Origin of the sequence: Luteibacter sp. (assembly GCF_036499525.1) — a bacterium.
In the GTDB taxonomy this organism is placed as follows: Bacteria; Pseudomonadota; Gammaproteobacteria; order Xanthomonadales; family Rhodanobacteraceae; genus Luteibacter.
This window is the reverse complement of sequence record NZ_DASYDO010000015.1, coordinates 54,157-70,621: the sequence shown is the minus strand read 5'-3', so window position 1 is coordinate 70,621 and position 16,465 is coordinate 54,157. Positions and strand designations below refer to the sequence as shown.

Below are 16,465 nucleotides of genomic sequence, written 5' to 3'. Positions count from 1 at the left end.
CTTTTCGCCAGGAGCAACAGGCCCTGTTGCTCCTGGCGAAAAGCTGTCGCGCGCAGGCGCGCTCCTACCTCGCCAGCAGTTCCAGTTCGGCGACCGCTCCGGGGGCATCGGATTCCAGAACCAGCCGGTAGTGCTTGTACGAAGCCGGCTGCTTCACCACGAACGCACGGGTCTGCCGATGCCACGGGAAACGCTCGTCGCGACGCTCGTCCAGGGTGGTCCAGTGCTTGCCGTCCGCCGAACCCTGCATCGTCCAGTGTGACGGTGCCGGCGCGGTCGCGCCCGAGGTGATCGTATAGACCGATACCGCCACGGGCTGGTCGAGGCGGTAATCAACCTCTGACCTACCCCGGGCCAGCGCGAACTCGGTGGACGAATCGTTATCCGCCACCGCGGCAAGCTTCGCGTCGCGTTGGCCAGCAAGCGTCGCTCCTTCCACACGGGTCACGTCGTGCAACGGATCGGGCTTCTGTCCCTCGGCCGTGATCGACGCCGGCAACGCGTCCGTTCCGGTGCCCCACTTCGAAGGCTCAGCGCCCATGACGAAATCGAGCGTCGCACCCTTCGCCAGCAGCGCGTGCGGCAGGGTCAGCGTGTTCCACGCCTCGCCATTCACCTTCAACGATTGCACGTAGCGGTTCGTATCGCTGACTCCCGGGGCACGAATGTCGATCTTCGCGCCGCTCTCCAGCGCAATGGTCATGTGCGGGAAGTGCGGCGCGCCGACGACGTACTCCGGCGTACCCATGCGCAACGGATAGAAGCCCGCCACACCGAAGAGCCACCAGGCCGACATCTCGCCGTTGTCCTCGTCGCCCGGATAGCCCTGGCCGATTTCGCTGCCTACGTAGAGGCGCGACACCGCGTCGCGCAATTTGTCCTGCGTCTTCCACGGCTTGCCGGCCTCGTCGTACATCCAGATGATGTGGTGCGAAGGCTGGTTCGAATGGCCGTACTGGCCCATGCGAACGTCGCGGGCCTCGAGCATCTCGTGGATCACGTCGCCATAATCGCCCACTTCGAACTTGCCGGAAGCGGAGAAGAAACTGTCGAGCTTCGCCGCCAACGCGTCGCGGCCGCCATACAGCCCCGCCAGACCGGCGCCGTCCTGCGGCGCGTGGAAGGCCATGCCCCACGCATCGGTTTCGGTGTAATCGCCACCCCAGCGAATGGGGCTGAATTCCTTCGCGTCCCAGCGCCATTTGCCGGCGGGATCGCGGGCGACGAAGAAGCCCACTGCCGGGTCGAAGAGGTTGGTGTAACCCAGCGCGCGCGAGCGATACCACACCGCGTCGTCGGCGTAGTTGCGATAGCCGCCGCCCGGCACCGGCTCTTTGGCAAGGGCCGCGGCGAGATTGCCTATGGCGAAGTCGTTGATATAGCCGTCCATCGACCAGGACAGGCCCTCGGCCACCTTGTCGTCGGTATAGCCGTTGAACAGCGACCGCTCGATGCCCTTGCGGCCCGCGCCCTTCACATCGCTGACGCTGGACGCATTGCGGATCGCCGACTGATAGAACAAAGCCACGTCGAAGTTATGCACGCCCTTCAGCCACGCGTCGGAGAAGGCGACATCGGAACTCGTGCCCACCATGAGATCCGCATAGCCCGGCGAGGTCCAGCGCGCGATCCAGCCACCGTCGCGATACTGCTGCACGAAGCCGTCGATCATCCGGCCCGCTTCCGTCGGTGTGAGCAGGACGTAGGCCGGCCAGGCCGTGCGGTACGTGTCCCAGAAGCCGTTGTTGACGTACGGCTGGCCGTCGACGATGCGAGCGCCGGTATGCGTCGGCGTATTCTCGCCTGCGGCGGCAGAGAAGGGGCTGGCGTATCGCCATACCGGCTTTTCCTTGCTGCCGGTGTTCTCGTACGCCTGGTTGGGATAGAGGAACAGACGGTAGAGGTTGGAATAGAGGATGGTGCGCTCGTCGCGCGTGGCGCCTTCCACGGTGACGATGCCCAGACGTGCGTCCCAGGCCTTGCGGGCGCGTTCGCGCACGCTGTCGAACGTGTCGGTCGAAGCGATTTCCTGGGCGAGGTTGGCCTTGGCCTGGTCCACGCCGATCAGCGACGTGGCGATGCGCATCGTCACGACGCGGCCGTCTTTCTTCGACGTATCGAAACCGAACCACGCAGAGGCGTCGTCGCGCTTCTCGCCGGTCAGGCGGCCACTTTCGGTGACAGGCTTGTCGAACTCGGCATAGAAGAACAGGCGCGTGGCACCCGTGGACAACCTGCTCTTCACCTCGGACCAGCCCTGGATGGAGCGATGGGCCGGATCCAGCGTGACCGCCGCGCGACTATCGAGGTTGTCGAATACAAGTTGCGAACGCTTACCGGTGAAGGTGAAGCGGAACATCGCGGCGTGGTCGGTGGGGGTGATTTCCGTCGCGATACCGTTGTCGAAGCGCACGCTGTAATAATCCGGGTGCGCCATTTCGGCATCGTGGCCGAACGCCAGCGCGCGCGTTTCGCGCTTCAGCGGCGGCGCTCCCGCCGCGACCTGGGCCGGCATCACCTGGAAGGTCTGCCGCTCGCCCATCCACGGGCTGGGCTCGTGCGACAGACCGAACGCCTCGATGCGCGGGCGATTATCGTCGCCGTTGCGCTCCTGGTACTGGTAGATCCAGTTGGAGCCCGCGTTCGTCGTCGGCGTCCAGAAATTGAAGCCGTGCGGCATGGCCACCGCGGGGAAATTGTTGCCTCGCGAGAAATTGGCGTTGGCGTTCGAACCGCGGCGCGTGTCGACGTAGTCGGTGGGATGCGTGCTCGCGATGTCCTTCACCACGCCGATCCGCACGTCGTCGAGGTAGCCCTCGAAGGTCTTGCCGCCCGGTGCATCGGCAACGAGTTCGATGGACCGCACGCGGCGTCCCTTGGCAATAGCGCCAAGGTCCACGCTCACGTAGTTCCACTGGTCCGGATAGAGCACGCGTCCTTCGCCCTGCCCCTTCGCCGTAGCAGGCACGCGATGTTGATCGCGTGCGCCGCTGGCCGACAGGCGCGAGCCGTCGTCGAACACGATATCGACACTAACGTAGTTGGCGGGATTGACGAGGTCGTCTTTGTTCGAACGCGGGAAGACGAGCCAGGACAGCGTCGTGCCGTCGATCACCTGCAGGTCGGTGTCGAACAGCTTCGCACGCGTCGCGCCGCCGGTGGCGGTGCCCGCATAGCGCAGCGAATGCATGCCGGTGAAGCCAACGTTCGCCTTCGCCGTAAGCACGGCCTCCGGCGGCGGGCCGCCGACCACGCGCACGTCCAGGCCGCCGGTGGCGCTGCCCGCGAGCAACGGCGGGTCGCCTTGCTCAAACGAGCCATCGAAGCGCTGCGTGGCCGCGAAGGCCGCGCCAGTGAACAGGATGGACGACATCGCCAGTGCGAGTCCCGACCTTTTCCAAACCAGCATCGATCCCGTCACGCTCATCCCCTCGTTTGCGGAAAGGGCATTTAAATCGTTCTAAATTCGGGATGTCAAGGAAAGGGGGGTCTTTGACTCTGACCTCGTTTTTTTCTTCTTGACATGCAAGTAAATGCCTGCCAATTATAAAGGCAAGTAATAACTTGCTTGTTTTCGGCCATGACCGACAGCCCGGACGACACCGATCTCCTTTTCAAGGCGCTGGCCGATCCCAGCCGGCGCAAGCTGCTCGACCTGCTGCACGCGCACGACGGCCGCACGCTCAACGAGTTGTGCGAGCACGTGGACATGAGCCGGCAAGGCGTGACGCAGCACCTGGACCTGCTGGTGGCGGCGAACCTCGTCGCCACCGTGCGGCGGGGCCGCGAAAAACTGCACTTCCTCAATCCCGTACCCCTGCAGGACATCTACAGGCGCTGGATCGCGAAGTTCGAAACGCCGCGCCTCAAGGCGCTGGACGATCTCAAACGACGACTGGAGAACGACGATGGATAGATCGACCTTTGTTTACGTGACCTACTCGCGCCAGTAGCGATCCGCCGGTCGTCGCCACTGGCGCGTGACGACGGGAGGTGCATCGGCGGGAAAGTCGATGCGGATCGCGCCGCTGCGCGCCGTGAGGTAGACGTCGGCGCCAAGGGCGGCATGCCGGTCGACGATGCTGGGGTGGGGATGGCCGAAACGGTTCCGCCAGCCGGCCGACGCGATCGAGAGCGTCGGCCGCACGGCTGCGAGCCACGCGGCGTCGGAAGAGTAACGGCTGCCGTGGTGGGCCATCGTCGTGACCGTCGGAAGCGGCGATGCGAGGTCTTCGACATCCATGCGCCGCTCTGCCCGGTTGCCGATGTCGCCCGTCAGCAGGAGCCGCCCGCCCTCACCTTCGACGGCGAGGACACAGGAGCGATCGTTCGACTTGGTTTTCCTGCCCCGATCATCCGGCAATTCCATGAAACGGAAAGACACGCCATCCCACGACCAGGACGTGTCGGTGGTGCAAGGCGCTGCGACGAAGCCTAGTCGCCGGGGCTCGCCCGACAACCGCACGGCCTCGGGATAGCGGTTCGCAACGGGCGCGGCGCCACCGGCATGGTCGTTATCGCCGTGACTGATCACGAGCCGGTCGACGGGACCGATACCCAGCGCCGTGATGGCGGGTAGCACGACACCGGTACCCGCGTCGCTTCCGCCTGCATACGCGGGGCCCGCGTCGTACACCAGGGTATGCGAATGTGTGCGCACAAGCACGGCCAATCCCTGCCCCACGTCCAGTACCCACACGCGAAATGCGCCAGGCGACGGTGTGTCGGATGGCGGCAGAGCCAGCGGCAGCAACAGCAACGCGCCATAGCCACGCAGGGGCACGCCACGTGGCGCGAACAGCCACACCGCACCGGCTGTCGCCAGCAACGTCGTTGCCAACGCGCTTTCCATGGCGGCGAAGTTCGCGAATGGCCACGTCGCCATGCTTTCGAGCAGGCGCCACAAACGATCCAGCAACCATGCAGATGGCAGCAGGAACAGGTCCGCCAACGTCGGCATGCCCAGCGTCACGCAGCCGAGCAGCGTCAGTGGCACTACCACGAAACTGACCAGCGGCGCGGCGAGCAGGTTCGCGAAGAAGCCCACCAGCGACGCGCTGCCGAAGAACCACAAGCACATTGGAAGCAACGCGATGCTCATGGCCGCCTGCGCGCGCAGCAGCTCCGCCAGCCACCCACGCCAGCCCTCGGAACGCGGAGCGACGCACAGCATCAGGAAACCCACGCCTGCGAAGGAAAGCCAAAACCCGGGAGACAGTACCGCCAGCGGATCGACCACGAGGACAGCGAGAACCGCCATGGACAGCAACGAAGCGCCGCGTGCCCTGCGCCTGCCGATCGCAGCGAGCACCACCACCGCGATCATCAGCAGGCTGCGCACCGTCGGCAGGCCCATGCCGGCCAACAGGCCATAAGTTCCGGCCACGCCGAGGCCCAGCACGGCTTGCGCGATCGGCCGCGGCACCATCATCGCCAGCCAGGGAAACAAGGCGTAGAGCAGTCGCGCCAGCACGATCCCGCCTCCCGCGGCGACACCGACGTGGAACCCGGAAATCGCCATGAGGTGGGAGACGCCTGTGGACCGTGAGGTGTCCCAGTCGGCCGCGTCGAGGCCCCTCGTATCGGCCACCGCAAGCGCCTTGAGGATGCGCGCGTCACGTTCGCCGACGCGGGCATCCAGCGCCTTTGCGATGCGGGCGCGCCAGCCGTCGATACAGGCTGGTGACGACAGTCTTTCATTGACCGGTGCATCGCGCACATAACCTGTTGCCACGATGCGACGCTGCAACGCGCCGCGCTCCGCGTCCACGGGGCCGGGATTGAGCGCGCCGCGCGGACGGCGCAAGCGCACGGAAAGCCGCCAACGTTCGCACGGCCGCGGCGCCACGGGACTGCGATACCAGGTAAGCCGGATATTTCCGTGCGGCGCGTCGACGTCGCCGCGCCGCGCCTCCGGCTCGAAAACGAAAGCGATGTCGGCACCGTTGCGCCGCGGCAGATCGACGACATGCCCCGTGACGACGACATCCGCGCCATGGCGCGACGCCGGCCACCGTGCATCCATTGCAGAGGTGGCATGGAGAGCCGCCCACGCGGCGAACAGCACCACCACGGCGAGCAGGCGGATAACGGCCCAACGTCCGTGCCATAGGGTGGCCAACGCGCCAACGCACCCCGACGCGGACCATGTCCATGCCGGCACCGATGCGAAGCCTTGCACCAACGTGCAGCCGACGATGGCGGCGATAGCGATGGAAACAAGCGAAAAGGGAACGCGCAAGGAGAACGCCGCACGGCTGGACGATGACGATACTCAGCCTAGGTGGAGATGCAGCTCATGCGGTTCGCGACAACCTGTCGGCGCAGGGGCCCGCATGCACGGGTTGCCCGCCGATGCGACTCCCTAGTCGGTAGTACCGCGGAACCGGCTGCGATCGCGCCCGGTACCTGTCTGGCGTACCGAGGGCGCGGCGCGCGGCGTAGCCGAAGGGGCCTGACGATGTCCACGGCCCCGATCGCCACCATGCCAGCCTCCGGATGGCGGGTTCCCTCCACCATGCCAGTTACCGGGTCGATGATCGCCACGGTCCGGGCGGTTGCCGCCACGCCAGCCGGAACGGTTGTCGCCCTGCCAACCGCCCCCCGGACGATGGTTGTTATCGTGCCGATCATGCCAATCGCCCCGCGGCGGCGGATGGCCGTGCCAGTCGCCCCCGCGGCGATAGCGCCGGCCGTCATAACCGTCGTACCAGACGGTGCCTACACTGAGGTCCGAGTAGCAGCAGGCCGGGCCGTAGTCGTAATACCGATATCCCGGTGAGTACACGCCGGGCGACACGACGGTCTCTTCGCCGTAATACGCATCGGCACCCGTGCCATTCCGCACATAGCCATAATCCGGGTCGTAATAGCATCCGGCGAGCGGCAGGCAGGCGGCCACCGCCAGGAGAAGCGTGTGCGCTCGACGCATGGGAGAATCTCCGTGGGGACGATGACGACACTGCGCTCGCCCGATTGAATGGCCGCTAAAAAGAAAAGGCCGCGCGAGGCGGCCCTTTCCTTTCATTCAGCTTTCACGCTCAGCCTTTGTCTTTCTGCTGGTCGCCGCGCTCATGCGCCATGTTCGGCTGGGTCGCTTCAGGCGACGGCGCCTTCGGCGACGGATTGGATCCACTGCCCGGTACCGCATCTGGCGTACCCGCTGCGTGCTGGTCGCCCGAAGGCCAGCCCGGCGGCTGGCGGTCGCGCTCTCGCTTCGCATCCAGCAGTGCCTGGATGTGCGCCACGGCTTCTTCCTGGGTGATGTGCTGTACCGGCGTATCGTTGCCGGTATCCGGGGCGGGTGCGGGCCTGGGTTTCTTCGCCGCCGGCCTCGGCTGCGGCTTGGCAACGACGGGAGCGGCTGCGGGCTTCTTCGCCGGCGCGGCACGTTCCATCGGCGGCGCCTTGGCAACCGGCTGCTTGCGCGCGGGCGTCTTGCGCGTGGCGGCCTTGGCGGCCGGTGACTTCCGGGTGGCGGTCCTGGCAGCGGACTTGCTCGATGCCGTCTTGCGTGCCGGCGACTTCGTCGCGGCGGTCTTGCGTGCTGGAGCTTTGCGGGCCGCGGTCTTGCGCGCGGCGGTCTTCCGGGCTACCCCACGCTTCGCGGTGGCCTTCTTGGCCGTTGCCTTCTTCGCCGTGGCCCGCTTGGCGGTCGCCTTCTTCGCGCTTGCCTTCTTCGCGGTAACGCGCTTCGCCGCAGCCTTCCGCACCGACTTCCGGGTGGCGGTCTTCTTCGCCGTGCCCTTCCGTGCGCTGCCCTTCTTCGCTGCGGCCTTCTTCGCTGCCGGACGGGCAACGCTCTTGCGTGCCGTCTTCCTCACGGTTTTCCTGGCGGCAGCCTTCTTCGCTGCTGCCTTCTTCGTCGAAGCCTTCTTCGAGGCGGTCTTCTTCGCTGCCGTCTTTCGTGCCGCGGACTTCTTCGCGGCGGACTTTCGGGTCGTAGCCATGCGCTCATTCCTCCTGCGGTAGTAGCCGACGCGAACCACCCCCCAGGGGAAACTCGCGTGCATGCCGGACGACAATCTAAACTCGGTTTTTCGTTCCGGTCGTATGCATGATGTAACAGCTGTCGTCCGAAGTCACATTAATCTCTCGGAATGGTCAGTTCGCGATCAGAAAAGCCTGGGTTGTGACAATGAAGCGATGAAGTTGAGAAGCACGCCGGGACGCAACGCGATGGTGAAGAGCACACCGTAAAGCGCGCCCCACAGATGCGCGCTGTGGTTGACGTTGTCGCCGCCACGCTTATCCATGTAGATCGAATACACGACGAACAGCACGGCATAGAGGATGGCCGGCATCGGTATCACGATCAGGTAGATCTTCGCCCAGGGGGCCAGGAGGATGAAGGCGAACAGGATCGCGGAGACCGCGCCCGAAGCGCCCAGGCTGCGGTATCCCGCGTTGCGCCGGTTGGCCAGGTACGAGGGCAGGATCGAGAACACCAATGCGCCGATGTAGAACGTGAGGAAGCCCAGGGGCCCCATCGCGGCGGTGAAGAACTGCTCCATGATCCGGCCGGCGAAATACAGCGAGATCATGTTGAAGAACAGGTGCCCGCCGTCCGCATGGACCAGCCCGTAGGTCACTAGCCGGTAGTACTCGCGGCTGCGGCTGAGCGCAGGGGGCCAGAGGATGAGATCGTCCATCAGGCGGTGATTGCGGAATGCGACGATCGAGACCACACAGGTCGCGAGGATGATGAGCAACGTGATCATGCCTTGAAACAGCGTCCTTACGCGTCGAGCCAGCGCGCATCTTGGCGTTATCCCGACGCGTTGTCGAATGCCGTCCGTCCTCCGCGCGGCTATCATGTCGTCTCCCCCCGACCCCCGGTTCCACGATGTCCCCCATCCGTTACAAGCAACTCGACGTCTTCGCCGCCCGTCATGGCGGCGGCAATCCCCTGGGCGTCGTGGTCGACGCCGCCGGCTGGTCCGATGCGCGCATGCAGCGCTTCGCCCACTGGACCAATCTGGTCGAAACCACCTTCCTGGCTCCCCCACGCGCCGAGGGTGCCGGTTACCTGGCGCGCATCTTCACCCCGACCAAGGAGATTCCCTTTGCGGGCCATCCGACCATCGGCAGCGCCCACGCCGCCCTCGACGCGGGCCTGGTGAGGCCTGATGGCTCGGGCATCGTGTGGCAGGAATGCGGCGCGGGCGTGTTGCCCATCCGGGTGGAAGGCAGCGGCCAGGCACGCGAACTGTTCGTGCAGGCGCCGAACGCACGCATCGTTGGCGACGCCTCCCGCGGCGGCGAAACCCTCTCTACCGTGCTGTACGGCGTGAAACCGGGCGCACTCGGGCCGGTCTGCGTCGAAGGCGGACGCCGATGGTGGATCGCCGAACTCGCCGATGAGGCCGAATTGCGCGGCTGGCGTCCTGACCATGCCGCCATCCGCGCGCTGGCACTTGCCACCGATACGCTGGGCCTGTGTGTGTTCGCCCGTTCCGCCGAGGGCCTGGCTGTCCGCGCCTTCCCCGCGGGTGTCGGCATCGTCGAAGATCCCGCCTCGGGCGCGGCTAACGGCCTGATTGCTGCGTATGTCGCGGAATGCGATGCCACCGGCAGCCTCGCCAAGGGCTACGTGGTGAGCCAGGGTCGTGAAGTGGGCCACGACGCGCGCATCATCATCCGCATCGACAGCGGCGCCGTATGGGTCGGCGGGTGCACGAACACCATCATCGACGGCTCCGTGGACTGGCAGGATCTCTGAGCATGCGGATCTGGGTCGACGCCGACGCCTGTCCCAATGTCATCAAGGACATCCTGTTCCGCGCCGCCGAGCGCGAGCAGGTGGAGGTGACCCTGGTGGCGAACCAGTGGATCCGTACCCCAACATCGCGTTTCGTTCGCTCCATGCAGGTCCCGGGCGGCTTCGACGTGGCCGACGACGAGATCGTCCGCTGCGTGGAAGCAGGCGACCTGGTGGTAACGCAGGATATCCCGCTGGCTGCGTTCGCCATCGAAAAGGGTGCCCTGGCGTTGCATCCACGCGGTGAGATGTTCACGAAGGACACCATTGCGGCGCGTCTGTCGATACGCAACTTCATGGAGGAACTGCGCGGCGCCGGCGTCGATACCGGCGGCCCGGCGGCCATGCATCCGCGCGACCGGCAAGCTTTTGCGAACGAGCTCGACAAGTGGCTCGCTAAGCGCCGGGGACCTCGTCCAGGCGCGGGGTGAGGCATTTCGCAGCGCTGCCGCACCGGCATGACGAGACCCGATCATGGAAGAAACGCCTGGCGTTTCGTCAGTGCAGGCCGTCACAGATATGGCTGACGGTATCCGCGGAAAAATGCAGTTCCTTCAAGGCTTCCTTGAGCGATTCGCGCGAGTTCACCTCGCTCTCGACCTGCTCGCCCGCGCTGCTCGGCGATACGTGCACGAAGGTTTTCCCATCCTGGTAGGCGATTCCCTCGTCGTGGACGCTCTGCCTGGTGAGCACCTTGAATGTCCCGTCGCCCGATTCCCTCACCGTGATCGACCGCCCTTCATGCTGCCCTTCGTACACCGTTTTCCAGCTTGCCGTCATAGCGTCCACCCTCGTGTCGCACACAGCGTGCAGTTCGATTGTGGCCGATTCCAGGGGATAACGATCGTGAAGACCCCTCCACGTAGGAGCGCGCCCTGCGCGCGACATCTTTTGGGGCCCGGGGCAACAGGACCAGTTGCTCTTCACGAAAGACTGTCGCGCGCAGGGCGCGCTCCTACCCGAGCCGGGCCCTGCGGGCGGCCACCTTCGCCATCGCCGACCAGTCGAGGTCTCCCTCTCCCGCCGCCAATGCCTCAAGGAGCGTGTCGTGCAGCACGCTGGCGAACGGCATTGGCACCCGCTCCGCCTCCGCCGCCGATCTGGCCAGGCCGATGTCCTTGAAGCCCAGGCTCATCTTGAAGCCGGCGGGCGAATAGTTCTCGTCCGCGATCAGGCCGCCGTAGGTCTTGAACACCGGCGAGGCAAACAGAGAGCCGGACATCACCTCGAGGAAGTCCTTCGCCGGCACCCCGTGCGAACGGGTAAGCGCCGAGGCCTCCGCCATGCTCTCGATGGCCGCGCCGATGAGGAAGTTGCCCCCGATCTTGACGATGTTGGCGCGCACAGGATCGTCGCCCATGGGCCAGACCTTTCCGGCCAGCGCCTGGAGCAGGGGCAGCACTTTCGCCAGCGCCTCCTGCCTGCCCGCGACGACGATGTTGAGTTCGCCGGAAGCTGCCACCGACGGACGGCCGAACACGGGCGCGGCGACATAACCCAGGCCGCGCCGCTCGTGCGCTTCAGCCAGTTCACGCACCAGCGCCACGGATAGGGTTGCGTGGTTCACGTGCACGGCACCCCTGGGCAAGGCGTCGAGCACGCCGCCCTCGAGGATCACCTCGCGCACGGCGGCATCGTTCGCCAGCATGCTGTGAAGCACTTCTGCATCCGCCGCCGCGGCGCTGGCGCTCTCCGCCACGGTGGCGCCCTGTTCCCCCAACGGCCGCGCCGCATCCGGCGAGCGGTTCCACACCGTCACCGCATGTCCGGCCTTGACCAGGTTCGCGGCCATGCCGGCACCCATGCTGCCCAGACCGATGAAGCCGATACGTACGTTACCCATGTCTTGCTCCGCGTTCAGGTGGCCAGGCCGGCGGCGTGGCCGGAGGCCCAGGCCCATTGGAAGTTGTAGCCACCGAGGTGGCCGGTCACGTCGAGTACCTCGCCCACGAAATAGAGGCCATGCTGGCGGCGAGACATCATCGTGGACGACGACACCTCGTCGGTATCGACGCCGCCGAGCGTAACCTCGGCGGTGCGATAGCCCTCGGTGCCACTACACACCACAGGCCAGTCGGACAACTGTGCACCGATGCCGTTCAACTCGGCGTCACGATACTGGCGCATCGGCTTGCTGGGCAGCCAGACCTCGCACAGACGTTCCGCGAGACGGCGCGGAAGCAAGCCGGACAGCACGGTCTTGAGTTCCGCGGCGGGTCGTTCGGCACGGCCCTCGCGCAGCGCATCCGCCGCGTCGCGGCCGGGAAGGAGATCGACGCGCAGGTCGGTGCCTGGTTCCCAGTACGAGGAAATCTGCAGGATGGCCGGACCGCTGAGTCCCCGATGAGTGAACAGCATGGCGTCGCGGAACGCACTGCCGTTCGCCCTCGCTTCCACCGGCAAGGCCACGCCGGCCAGCCCCTCGAAGCGCTCCTGATGCTTTCCGCTGAGCGTCAGCGGCACGAGCCCAGCGCGCACCGGCAGTACGGCATGGCCGAACTGTTCCGCCACCGCGTAACCGAATCCGGTCGCACCGAGGCTGGGAATCGACAGGCCACCGGTGGCTACCACGAGCGAAGCCGCGCGCACATGGCCCAGCGGCGTGTCGCAGGCGAAACCACCGGCCGCGGCACGCAGGTGCGAGACCGCGCAGCCGGTTTCCACGCGCACACCCGCGGCGGCGCACTCGTCCAGCAACATGCGCACGATCTGCTTCGACGATTCGTCGCAGAACAGCTGGCCAGGCGACTTCTCGTGCCAGGCGATACGGTGCCGGTCGACCATCGCGATGAAGTCCCACGGCGTATAGCGGGCCAGCGCGGACTTGCAGAAATGCGGGTTGGCGGAGATGAAGTTGGCTGGCGCGGTGGCCGTGTTGGTGAAATTGCAGCGACCGCCGCCGGACATCAGGATCTTCTTACCCGCCCGGTTGGCATGGTCCACGACCAGGACACGGCGCCCGCGGCCGCCCGCGACAATGGCCGTCATCAGGCCCGCCGCGCCGGCGCCGATAACGAGGACGTCGTATTCCAAAGCACCTTCCTCGCGCAAACTCGCATGATACCCGTGGGGCCGATACTGTGGGAGCCGCTATAGCGGCGAGAAGCCAACGAAGCGATGAAGCATCGAGGTTGCTACCCCAGCTAAACTGTCCGTCGCCCCCCCTCCGAAAGGACCACGACCATGCCCTCCTTCGACATCGTCTCGGAAGTCGATACGCACGAACTCACCAATGCGGTGGACCAGGCGAACCGCGAGGTGACCACACGCTTCGACCTGCGCGGCACGTCGGCGAAGTACGAGCTGGAAGAGAACGTCATCACGCAGAAGGCGGACAACGAGTTCCAGCTGAAGCAGCTGCTCGACATCCTCCGCGGACGCCTGTCCGCCCGTGGCATCGACGTACGCGCCATGGACGAGGGCAAGGTGGAAACCAACCTCGCCGAGGCGCGGCAGAAGGTGACCATCAAGCAGGGCATCGAGCAGCCGATCGCGAAGAAGATCATCGCGAAGATCAAGGAGGCCAAGCTCAAGGTGGAGGCCCAGATCAATGGCGAGAAGATACGCGTGACCGGGAAGAAGCGCGACGATCTGCAGACGGCCATCGCGCTGCTGCGCAAGGCGGATGTCGAGGTGCCCCTGCAGTTCGAAAACTTCCGGGACTGACATCGCCGACGGGGTCGGCGATTACAGGCCGGCAATGCGGCTGCGGTTGCGTCCTTGGTTCTTCGCTTCGTACAGCGCGTCGTCGGCGCGACCCAGCAGGGAGTTGAGCGATTCCGGCGCGCGCCACATGGCCACGCCGGCGCTCACGGTGATACGGATGCGGTAGTCGCCGTGCGCCATCACCATCGCGCCAAGGGCGTGACGCACCCGTTCGGTGATGTCCAGGGCATGCTCGGCCAGCGCGCCGGGAAGGCACAGGATGAATTCCTCGCCGCCAAAGCGGCCCGCGAGGTCGTCGGCCCGGCACATGGACGAGATCACCCGCATCGTCTCGCGGATCACCGTATCGCCCGCCAGGTGGCCGTAGGTGTCGTTCACCGACTTGAAGTTGTCGATGTCGATGAGTACCACGCTGAAGGGAATACCGTCGGCCGCGGCACCCTGGCGCACGCGCTCGGCCTGCTCGAGGAAGCGACGGCGGTTGAGCGAACCGGTCAGTTCGTCCGTGCCGGCAAGATGGTCGAGACGCTCATTGGCCGCCTTGAGGTCGCGTGTGCGGGCGTCCACCTGGGCCTGAAGCAGTTCGGCGCGGCGGCGCAGGTAGAAGGTGCGCAGGTAGACGAGGCCGAAGAACACCGCCACGCCCAAGGCGATGCCGAGCAGCAGCGTCCACGGGCTCTCATACCAGCGCGGCCTCACCACCACACGTACCGAGGTCTCGACGGTACGTGCATCCAGGCCACGCATGGTGGCGCGCAGCCGTAGCGTGTACGTGCCGCTGGGCAGGTTGGTATAGATCGCGCTGGGCGGTATGCCGCGTGGCACCTCGTTCCAGGCGGTGTCGGTGCCGTCCATGCGGTAGGCGTAGTGGGTTTCCATCGGCGCACGGAAATCGAGCAGCGCGAAGTCCAGGCGGAGATTGCGGCCGTTGCCGGCCAGCTCCAGCTGGCCGCCGTCTCCCGGGATGTCGCGCAACGGCAACGCCCTGTCGTTCACCGACACCTGGGTGACCACGAGACGCGCCGGTCCGACCACGGGCGCCACCCAGTACGGCCGTACGACGGTGAGGCCACCCAGGCCGCCGAACATCAACTCGCCGCCCGGCGCCTCGGCGGCAGCGCGATGGATGTAGCTGGGAATGCGCAGGCCGTCGCGGATGCCGAGGTCGGCGACGCGATGAGTGGCCGTGTCTACCATGGCCACGCCGTTGGCCATCGAGGCCCAGACGCGGTCGTTGTGGTCGATGAGCAAGGCGTTGACCTTCGTGTTGGACAGGCCCTCGCGCGCGCCGACCAGTCCGAAGTGGAATGGACCGCGCGGTTTGAAATGGTCGAGGTACGCGATGCCGCCAAAGGTTCCGAGCCAGAGGCGGCCATGCGAATCGAAAGACATCGATCCGGTGTAGTCCTGCGGCAGACTGTCCGGATTGGCGGGATCGTGGAACAGGTTAACGAACCCGGGCTCCCCGTCGTAAGAGATGCTGATGCCGCTGATCGTGGCGTACCACCAGGCCCCGGGCATGCGCACGATGTAACGAACCTGGTCGCCCACGAGGCTCTTCGGATCGTCCTCGTCGTGGCGCATCTGCGTGAGCTGGCCGTGCACTGTGTCGTAACGGAACAGGCCGTCGTACCCGCCAATGAGGATGTCGTCGCCCTCGCGACGCATCGACAGGATGAGCCGGCCGTCGAGGCTGGGGACCATCGAGCTCTTCAACTCGAAGGTGTCCGGATCGATGCGCGAAATGCCCTGGGCGCCAGCCCATATGGAACCGTCGGGCGCCACCACGAAGGCCTGAACGTCGCGCTCCGCCTGTTCGCCGCCCAGCTGCAAATGGCGCATCGTGCCCTTGGCGAGGTCGAGCACGTCGATCCTGCCCATGCCCAGGCCGAGCCACACGCGCCCCCGGGGATCGACGAACACCGAATGCACGTTGGCGTTCGACAGCGTGTGCGTTTCCAGCGGCGAAGGCAGCACCGAGAACACCTTGCGGCCGTGCGGATCGTAGTGCGCGGCCCCGAGCTCGGTGGCGACCCAGACGTTGCCGGCGGTGTCCTGGTAGATGTCGCGCGTGATGTCGCCCGGCAGCGAGGAAGGCATGGCCGCGTCGTGCGCAAGCGTGCGCACGCGGCCCGTGGCGAAGTCATAGGCGACCACGCCCGCGCCGTCCGTCGCCGCCCAGAGCTCGCCCTGCGGCGTCTCGTGGAAAGCGCGCATCGTGCGGCGGCGAGCCATGCTGTTCTTGCCGGAAAAGCCCGGCACGGCGTGCCCTTGGCCCTTGGGGTCGATGTACACGGCCCCCGATTGTCCCGTGCCCACCCAGAGCCGGCCCTTGCTGTCCTCCAGCAAGGCCCAGACCTGGTCGTGGAGGATCTCGTCCACGGCGGGATCGCTGGAACGCACGCGTTGGAAGTGTCCCCCTGGCTTGCGCACGAAGAGGCCGTTGTCCACGCCCGCCCAGACATTTCCGGCCTTGTCCTCGGCCACGACGAAGGTGCGCGGCACCATTTCCTTCGCATCGAGCGGCGCCTGCGATTCGTGCGTGATCTTCCCGCTGGCCAGGTCGAGGCGATCGACACCGCGCTCGGTGGCGATCCAGAAGACACCATGTTCGTGCGACCGGCCGATAGCGAAGATCTTGCCGTCCGCCGTGCCCTCGGGGCCGATCGGATAGACGTGGAAGCGCATCGTCTCGGGATCGAAGCGAACCAGGCCTCCGGCGTTGGTACCGATGAGCAGGCCACCGTCGTCCAGCGGCACCAGCGCACGGACGTAGGAATCGGGAAGGACGGCGCCGGCATACGAGTCCGGTTCCTGACCGAATACCTGCATGCGATAGCCGTCGTAGCGCACGAGGCCACCGAAGGTGCCGATCCAGATCAGTCCCCGTGTGTCCTGCACGATGGCCGTGGTGGTCGAATGCGGCAGGCCGTCGGCCACGCTCACGGTGTCGAACCATGTCGATTCATAGACAGCCCAGGGATCCACGCCCGCCGTGGGAGCGTCCTGGGCGGCGGCTAGCGCCGCAAACGCGAAGCA

13 protein-coding genes are annotated in these 16,465 nt (G+C 66.1%); 4 read left to right on the top strand and 9 right to left on the bottom strand.

Translation table 11 applies throughout. From position 1 onward, the window contains the following. Positions 1 to 64: 64 nt before the first annotated feature. Entirely contained in the window at positions 65 to 3,373 is a 3,309-nt protein-coding gene (locus VGM71_RS02630; protein ID WP_331542241.1) for a GH92 family glycosyl hydrolase, read from the bottom strand. 207 nt (positions 3,374 to 3,580) lie between these two features. Here VGM71_RS02630 and VGM71_RS02625 point away from each other — a divergent pair, with 207 nt between their 5' ends. Further along, positions 3,581 to 3,916 (top strand): metalloregulator ArsR/SmtB family transcription factor, encoded by a 336-nt coding sequence (locus VGM71_RS02625; RefSeq protein ID WP_331542240.1) that lies wholly within the window; start codon positions 3,581 to 3,583, stop codon positions 3,914 to 3,916. A gap of 21 nt (positions 3,917 to 3,937) precedes the next feature. Here VGM71_RS02625 and VGM71_RS02620 read toward each other — a convergent pair whose 3' ends face one another. The 4 genes from VGM71_RS02620 to VGM71_RS02605 form a co-directional block, all read right to left on the bottom strand. After that, positions 3,938 to 6,241: a DNA internalization-related competence protein ComEC/Rec2 gene (locus tag VGM71_RS02620; RefSeq protein ID WP_331542239.1), complete on the bottom strand. Its 2,304-nt coding sequence runs from the start codon at positions 6,239 to 6,241 to the stop codon at positions 3,938 to 3,940. A 123-nt stretch (positions 6,242 to 6,364) separates the two neighbouring features. Beyond that, complete coding sequence (locus VGM71_RS02615; RefSeq protein ID WP_331542238.1) at positions 6,365 to 6,931, bottom strand: hypothetical protein; 567 nt, start codon at positions 6,929 to 6,931, stop codon at positions 6,365 to 6,367. Between the two features lie 109 nt (positions 6,932 to 7,040). Further along, complete coding sequence (locus VGM71_RS02610; protein WP_331542237.1) at positions 7,041 to 7,949, bottom strand: histone H1-like repetitive region-containing protein; 909 nt, start codon at positions 7,947 to 7,949, stop codon at positions 7,041 to 7,043. Between the two features lie 165 nt (positions 7,950 to 8,114). Further along, positions 8,115 to 8,720, bottom strand: a complete 606-nt coding sequence (locus tag VGM71_RS02605; protein ID WP_331542236.1) for a rhomboid family intramembrane serine protease — start codon at positions 8,718 to 8,720, stop codon at positions 8,115 to 8,117. 125 nt (positions 8,721 to 8,845) lie between these two features. Between VGM71_RS02605 and VGM71_RS02600 the strand changes: the two genes are divergently transcribed. Next, positions 8,846 to 9,721: a PhzF family phenazine biosynthesis protein gene (locus VGM71_RS02600; protein ID WP_331542235.1), complete on the top strand. Its 876-nt coding sequence runs from the start codon at positions 8,846 to 8,848 to the stop codon at positions 9,719 to 9,721. A 2-nt stretch (positions 9,722 to 9,723) separates the two neighbouring features. Then, positions 9,724 to 10,191: a YaiI/YqxD family protein gene (locus VGM71_RS02595; RefSeq protein WP_331542234.1), complete on the top strand. Its 468-nt coding sequence runs from the start codon at positions 9,724 to 9,726 to the stop codon at positions 10,189 to 10,191. Between the two features lie 67 nt (positions 10,192 to 10,258). Here the strand turns inward: VGM71_RS02595 and VGM71_RS02590 are convergent, their stop codons facing one another. From VGM71_RS02590 to VGM71_RS02580, 3 genes are all read right to left on the bottom strand, one after another. Next, complete coding sequence (locus VGM71_RS02590) at positions 10,259 to 10,549, bottom strand: hypothetical protein (protein ID WP_331542233.1); 291 nt, start codon at positions 10,547 to 10,549, stop codon at positions 10,259 to 10,261. A gap of 166 nt (positions 10,550 to 10,715) precedes the next feature. Further along, a complete protein-coding gene (locus tag VGM71_RS02585; RefSeq protein WP_331542232.1) occupies positions 10,716 to 11,603 on the bottom strand; it encodes an NAD(P)-dependent oxidoreductase in 888 nt (295 codons plus the stop codon). 14 nt (positions 11,604 to 11,617) lie between these two features. Beyond that, complete coding sequence (locus VGM71_RS02580; RefSeq protein ID WP_331542231.1) at positions 11,618 to 12,793, bottom strand: NAD(P)/FAD-dependent oxidoreductase; 1,176 nt, start codon at positions 12,791 to 12,793, stop codon at positions 11,618 to 11,620. A gap of 150 nt (positions 12,794 to 12,943) precedes the next feature. Between VGM71_RS02580 and VGM71_RS02575 the strand changes: the two genes are divergently transcribed. After that, positions 12,944 to 13,426 carry a YajQ family cyclic di-GMP-binding protein gene (locus VGM71_RS02575; protein WP_331542230.1) on the top strand — a complete coding sequence of 161 codons (483 nt, stop codon included), beginning with the start codon at positions 12,944 to 12,946 and terminating at the stop codon, positions 13,424 to 13,426. A 21-nt stretch (positions 13,427 to 13,447) separates the two neighbouring features. On the opposite strand, the gene VGM71_RS02570 is transcribed toward VGM71_RS02575, so the two are convergent. Further along, positions 13,448 to 16,414 (bottom strand): diguanylate cyclase, encoded by a 2,967-nt coding sequence (locus tag VGM71_RS02570; RefSeq protein WP_331542229.1) that lies wholly within the window; start codon positions 16,412 to 16,414, stop codon positions 13,448 to 13,450. Between the last annotated feature and the right edge of the window lie 51 nt (positions 16,415 to 16,465).

What these genes read in the sequence shown, in the direction of transcription:
- VGM71_RS02630 (WP_331542241.1), bottom strand. Translation starts at nt 3,373, where the DNA reads ATGTCGTCCATCCTGTTCACTGGCGCGGCCTTCGCGGCCACGCAGCGC.
- VGM71_RS02625 (WP_331542240.1), top strand. Translation starts at nt 3,581, where the DNA reads ATGACCGACAGCCCGGACGACACCGATCTCCTTTTCAAGGCGCTGGCC.
- VGM71_RS02615 (WP_331542238.1), bottom strand. Translation starts at nt 6,931, where the DNA reads ATGCGTCGAGCGCACACGCTTCTCCTGGCGGTGGCCGCCTGCCTGCCG.
- VGM71_RS02610 (WP_331542237.1), bottom strand. Translation starts at nt 7,949, where the DNA reads ATGGCTACGACCCGAAAGTCCGCCGCGAAGAAGTCCGCGGCACGAAAG.
- VGM71_RS02605 (WP_331542236.1), bottom strand. Translation starts at nt 8,720, where the DNA reads ATGATCACGTTGCTCATCATCCTCGCGACCTGTGTGGTCTCGATCGTC.
- VGM71_RS02600 (WP_331542235.1), top strand. Translation starts at nt 8,846, where the DNA reads ATGTCCCCCATCCGTTACAAGCAACTCGACGTCTTCGCCGCCCGTCAT.
- VGM71_RS02595 (WP_331542234.1), top strand. Translation starts at nt 9,724, where the DNA reads ATGCGGATCTGGGTCGACGCCGACGCCTGTCCCAATGTCATCAAGGAC.
- VGM71_RS02585 (WP_331542232.1), bottom strand. Translation starts at nt 11,603, where the DNA reads ATGGGTAACGTACGTATCGGCTTCATCGGTCTGGGCAGCATGGGTGCC.
- VGM71_RS02575 (WP_331542230.1), top strand. Translation starts at nt 12,944, where the DNA reads ATGCCCTCCTTCGACATCGTCTCGGAAGTCGATACGCACGAACTCACC.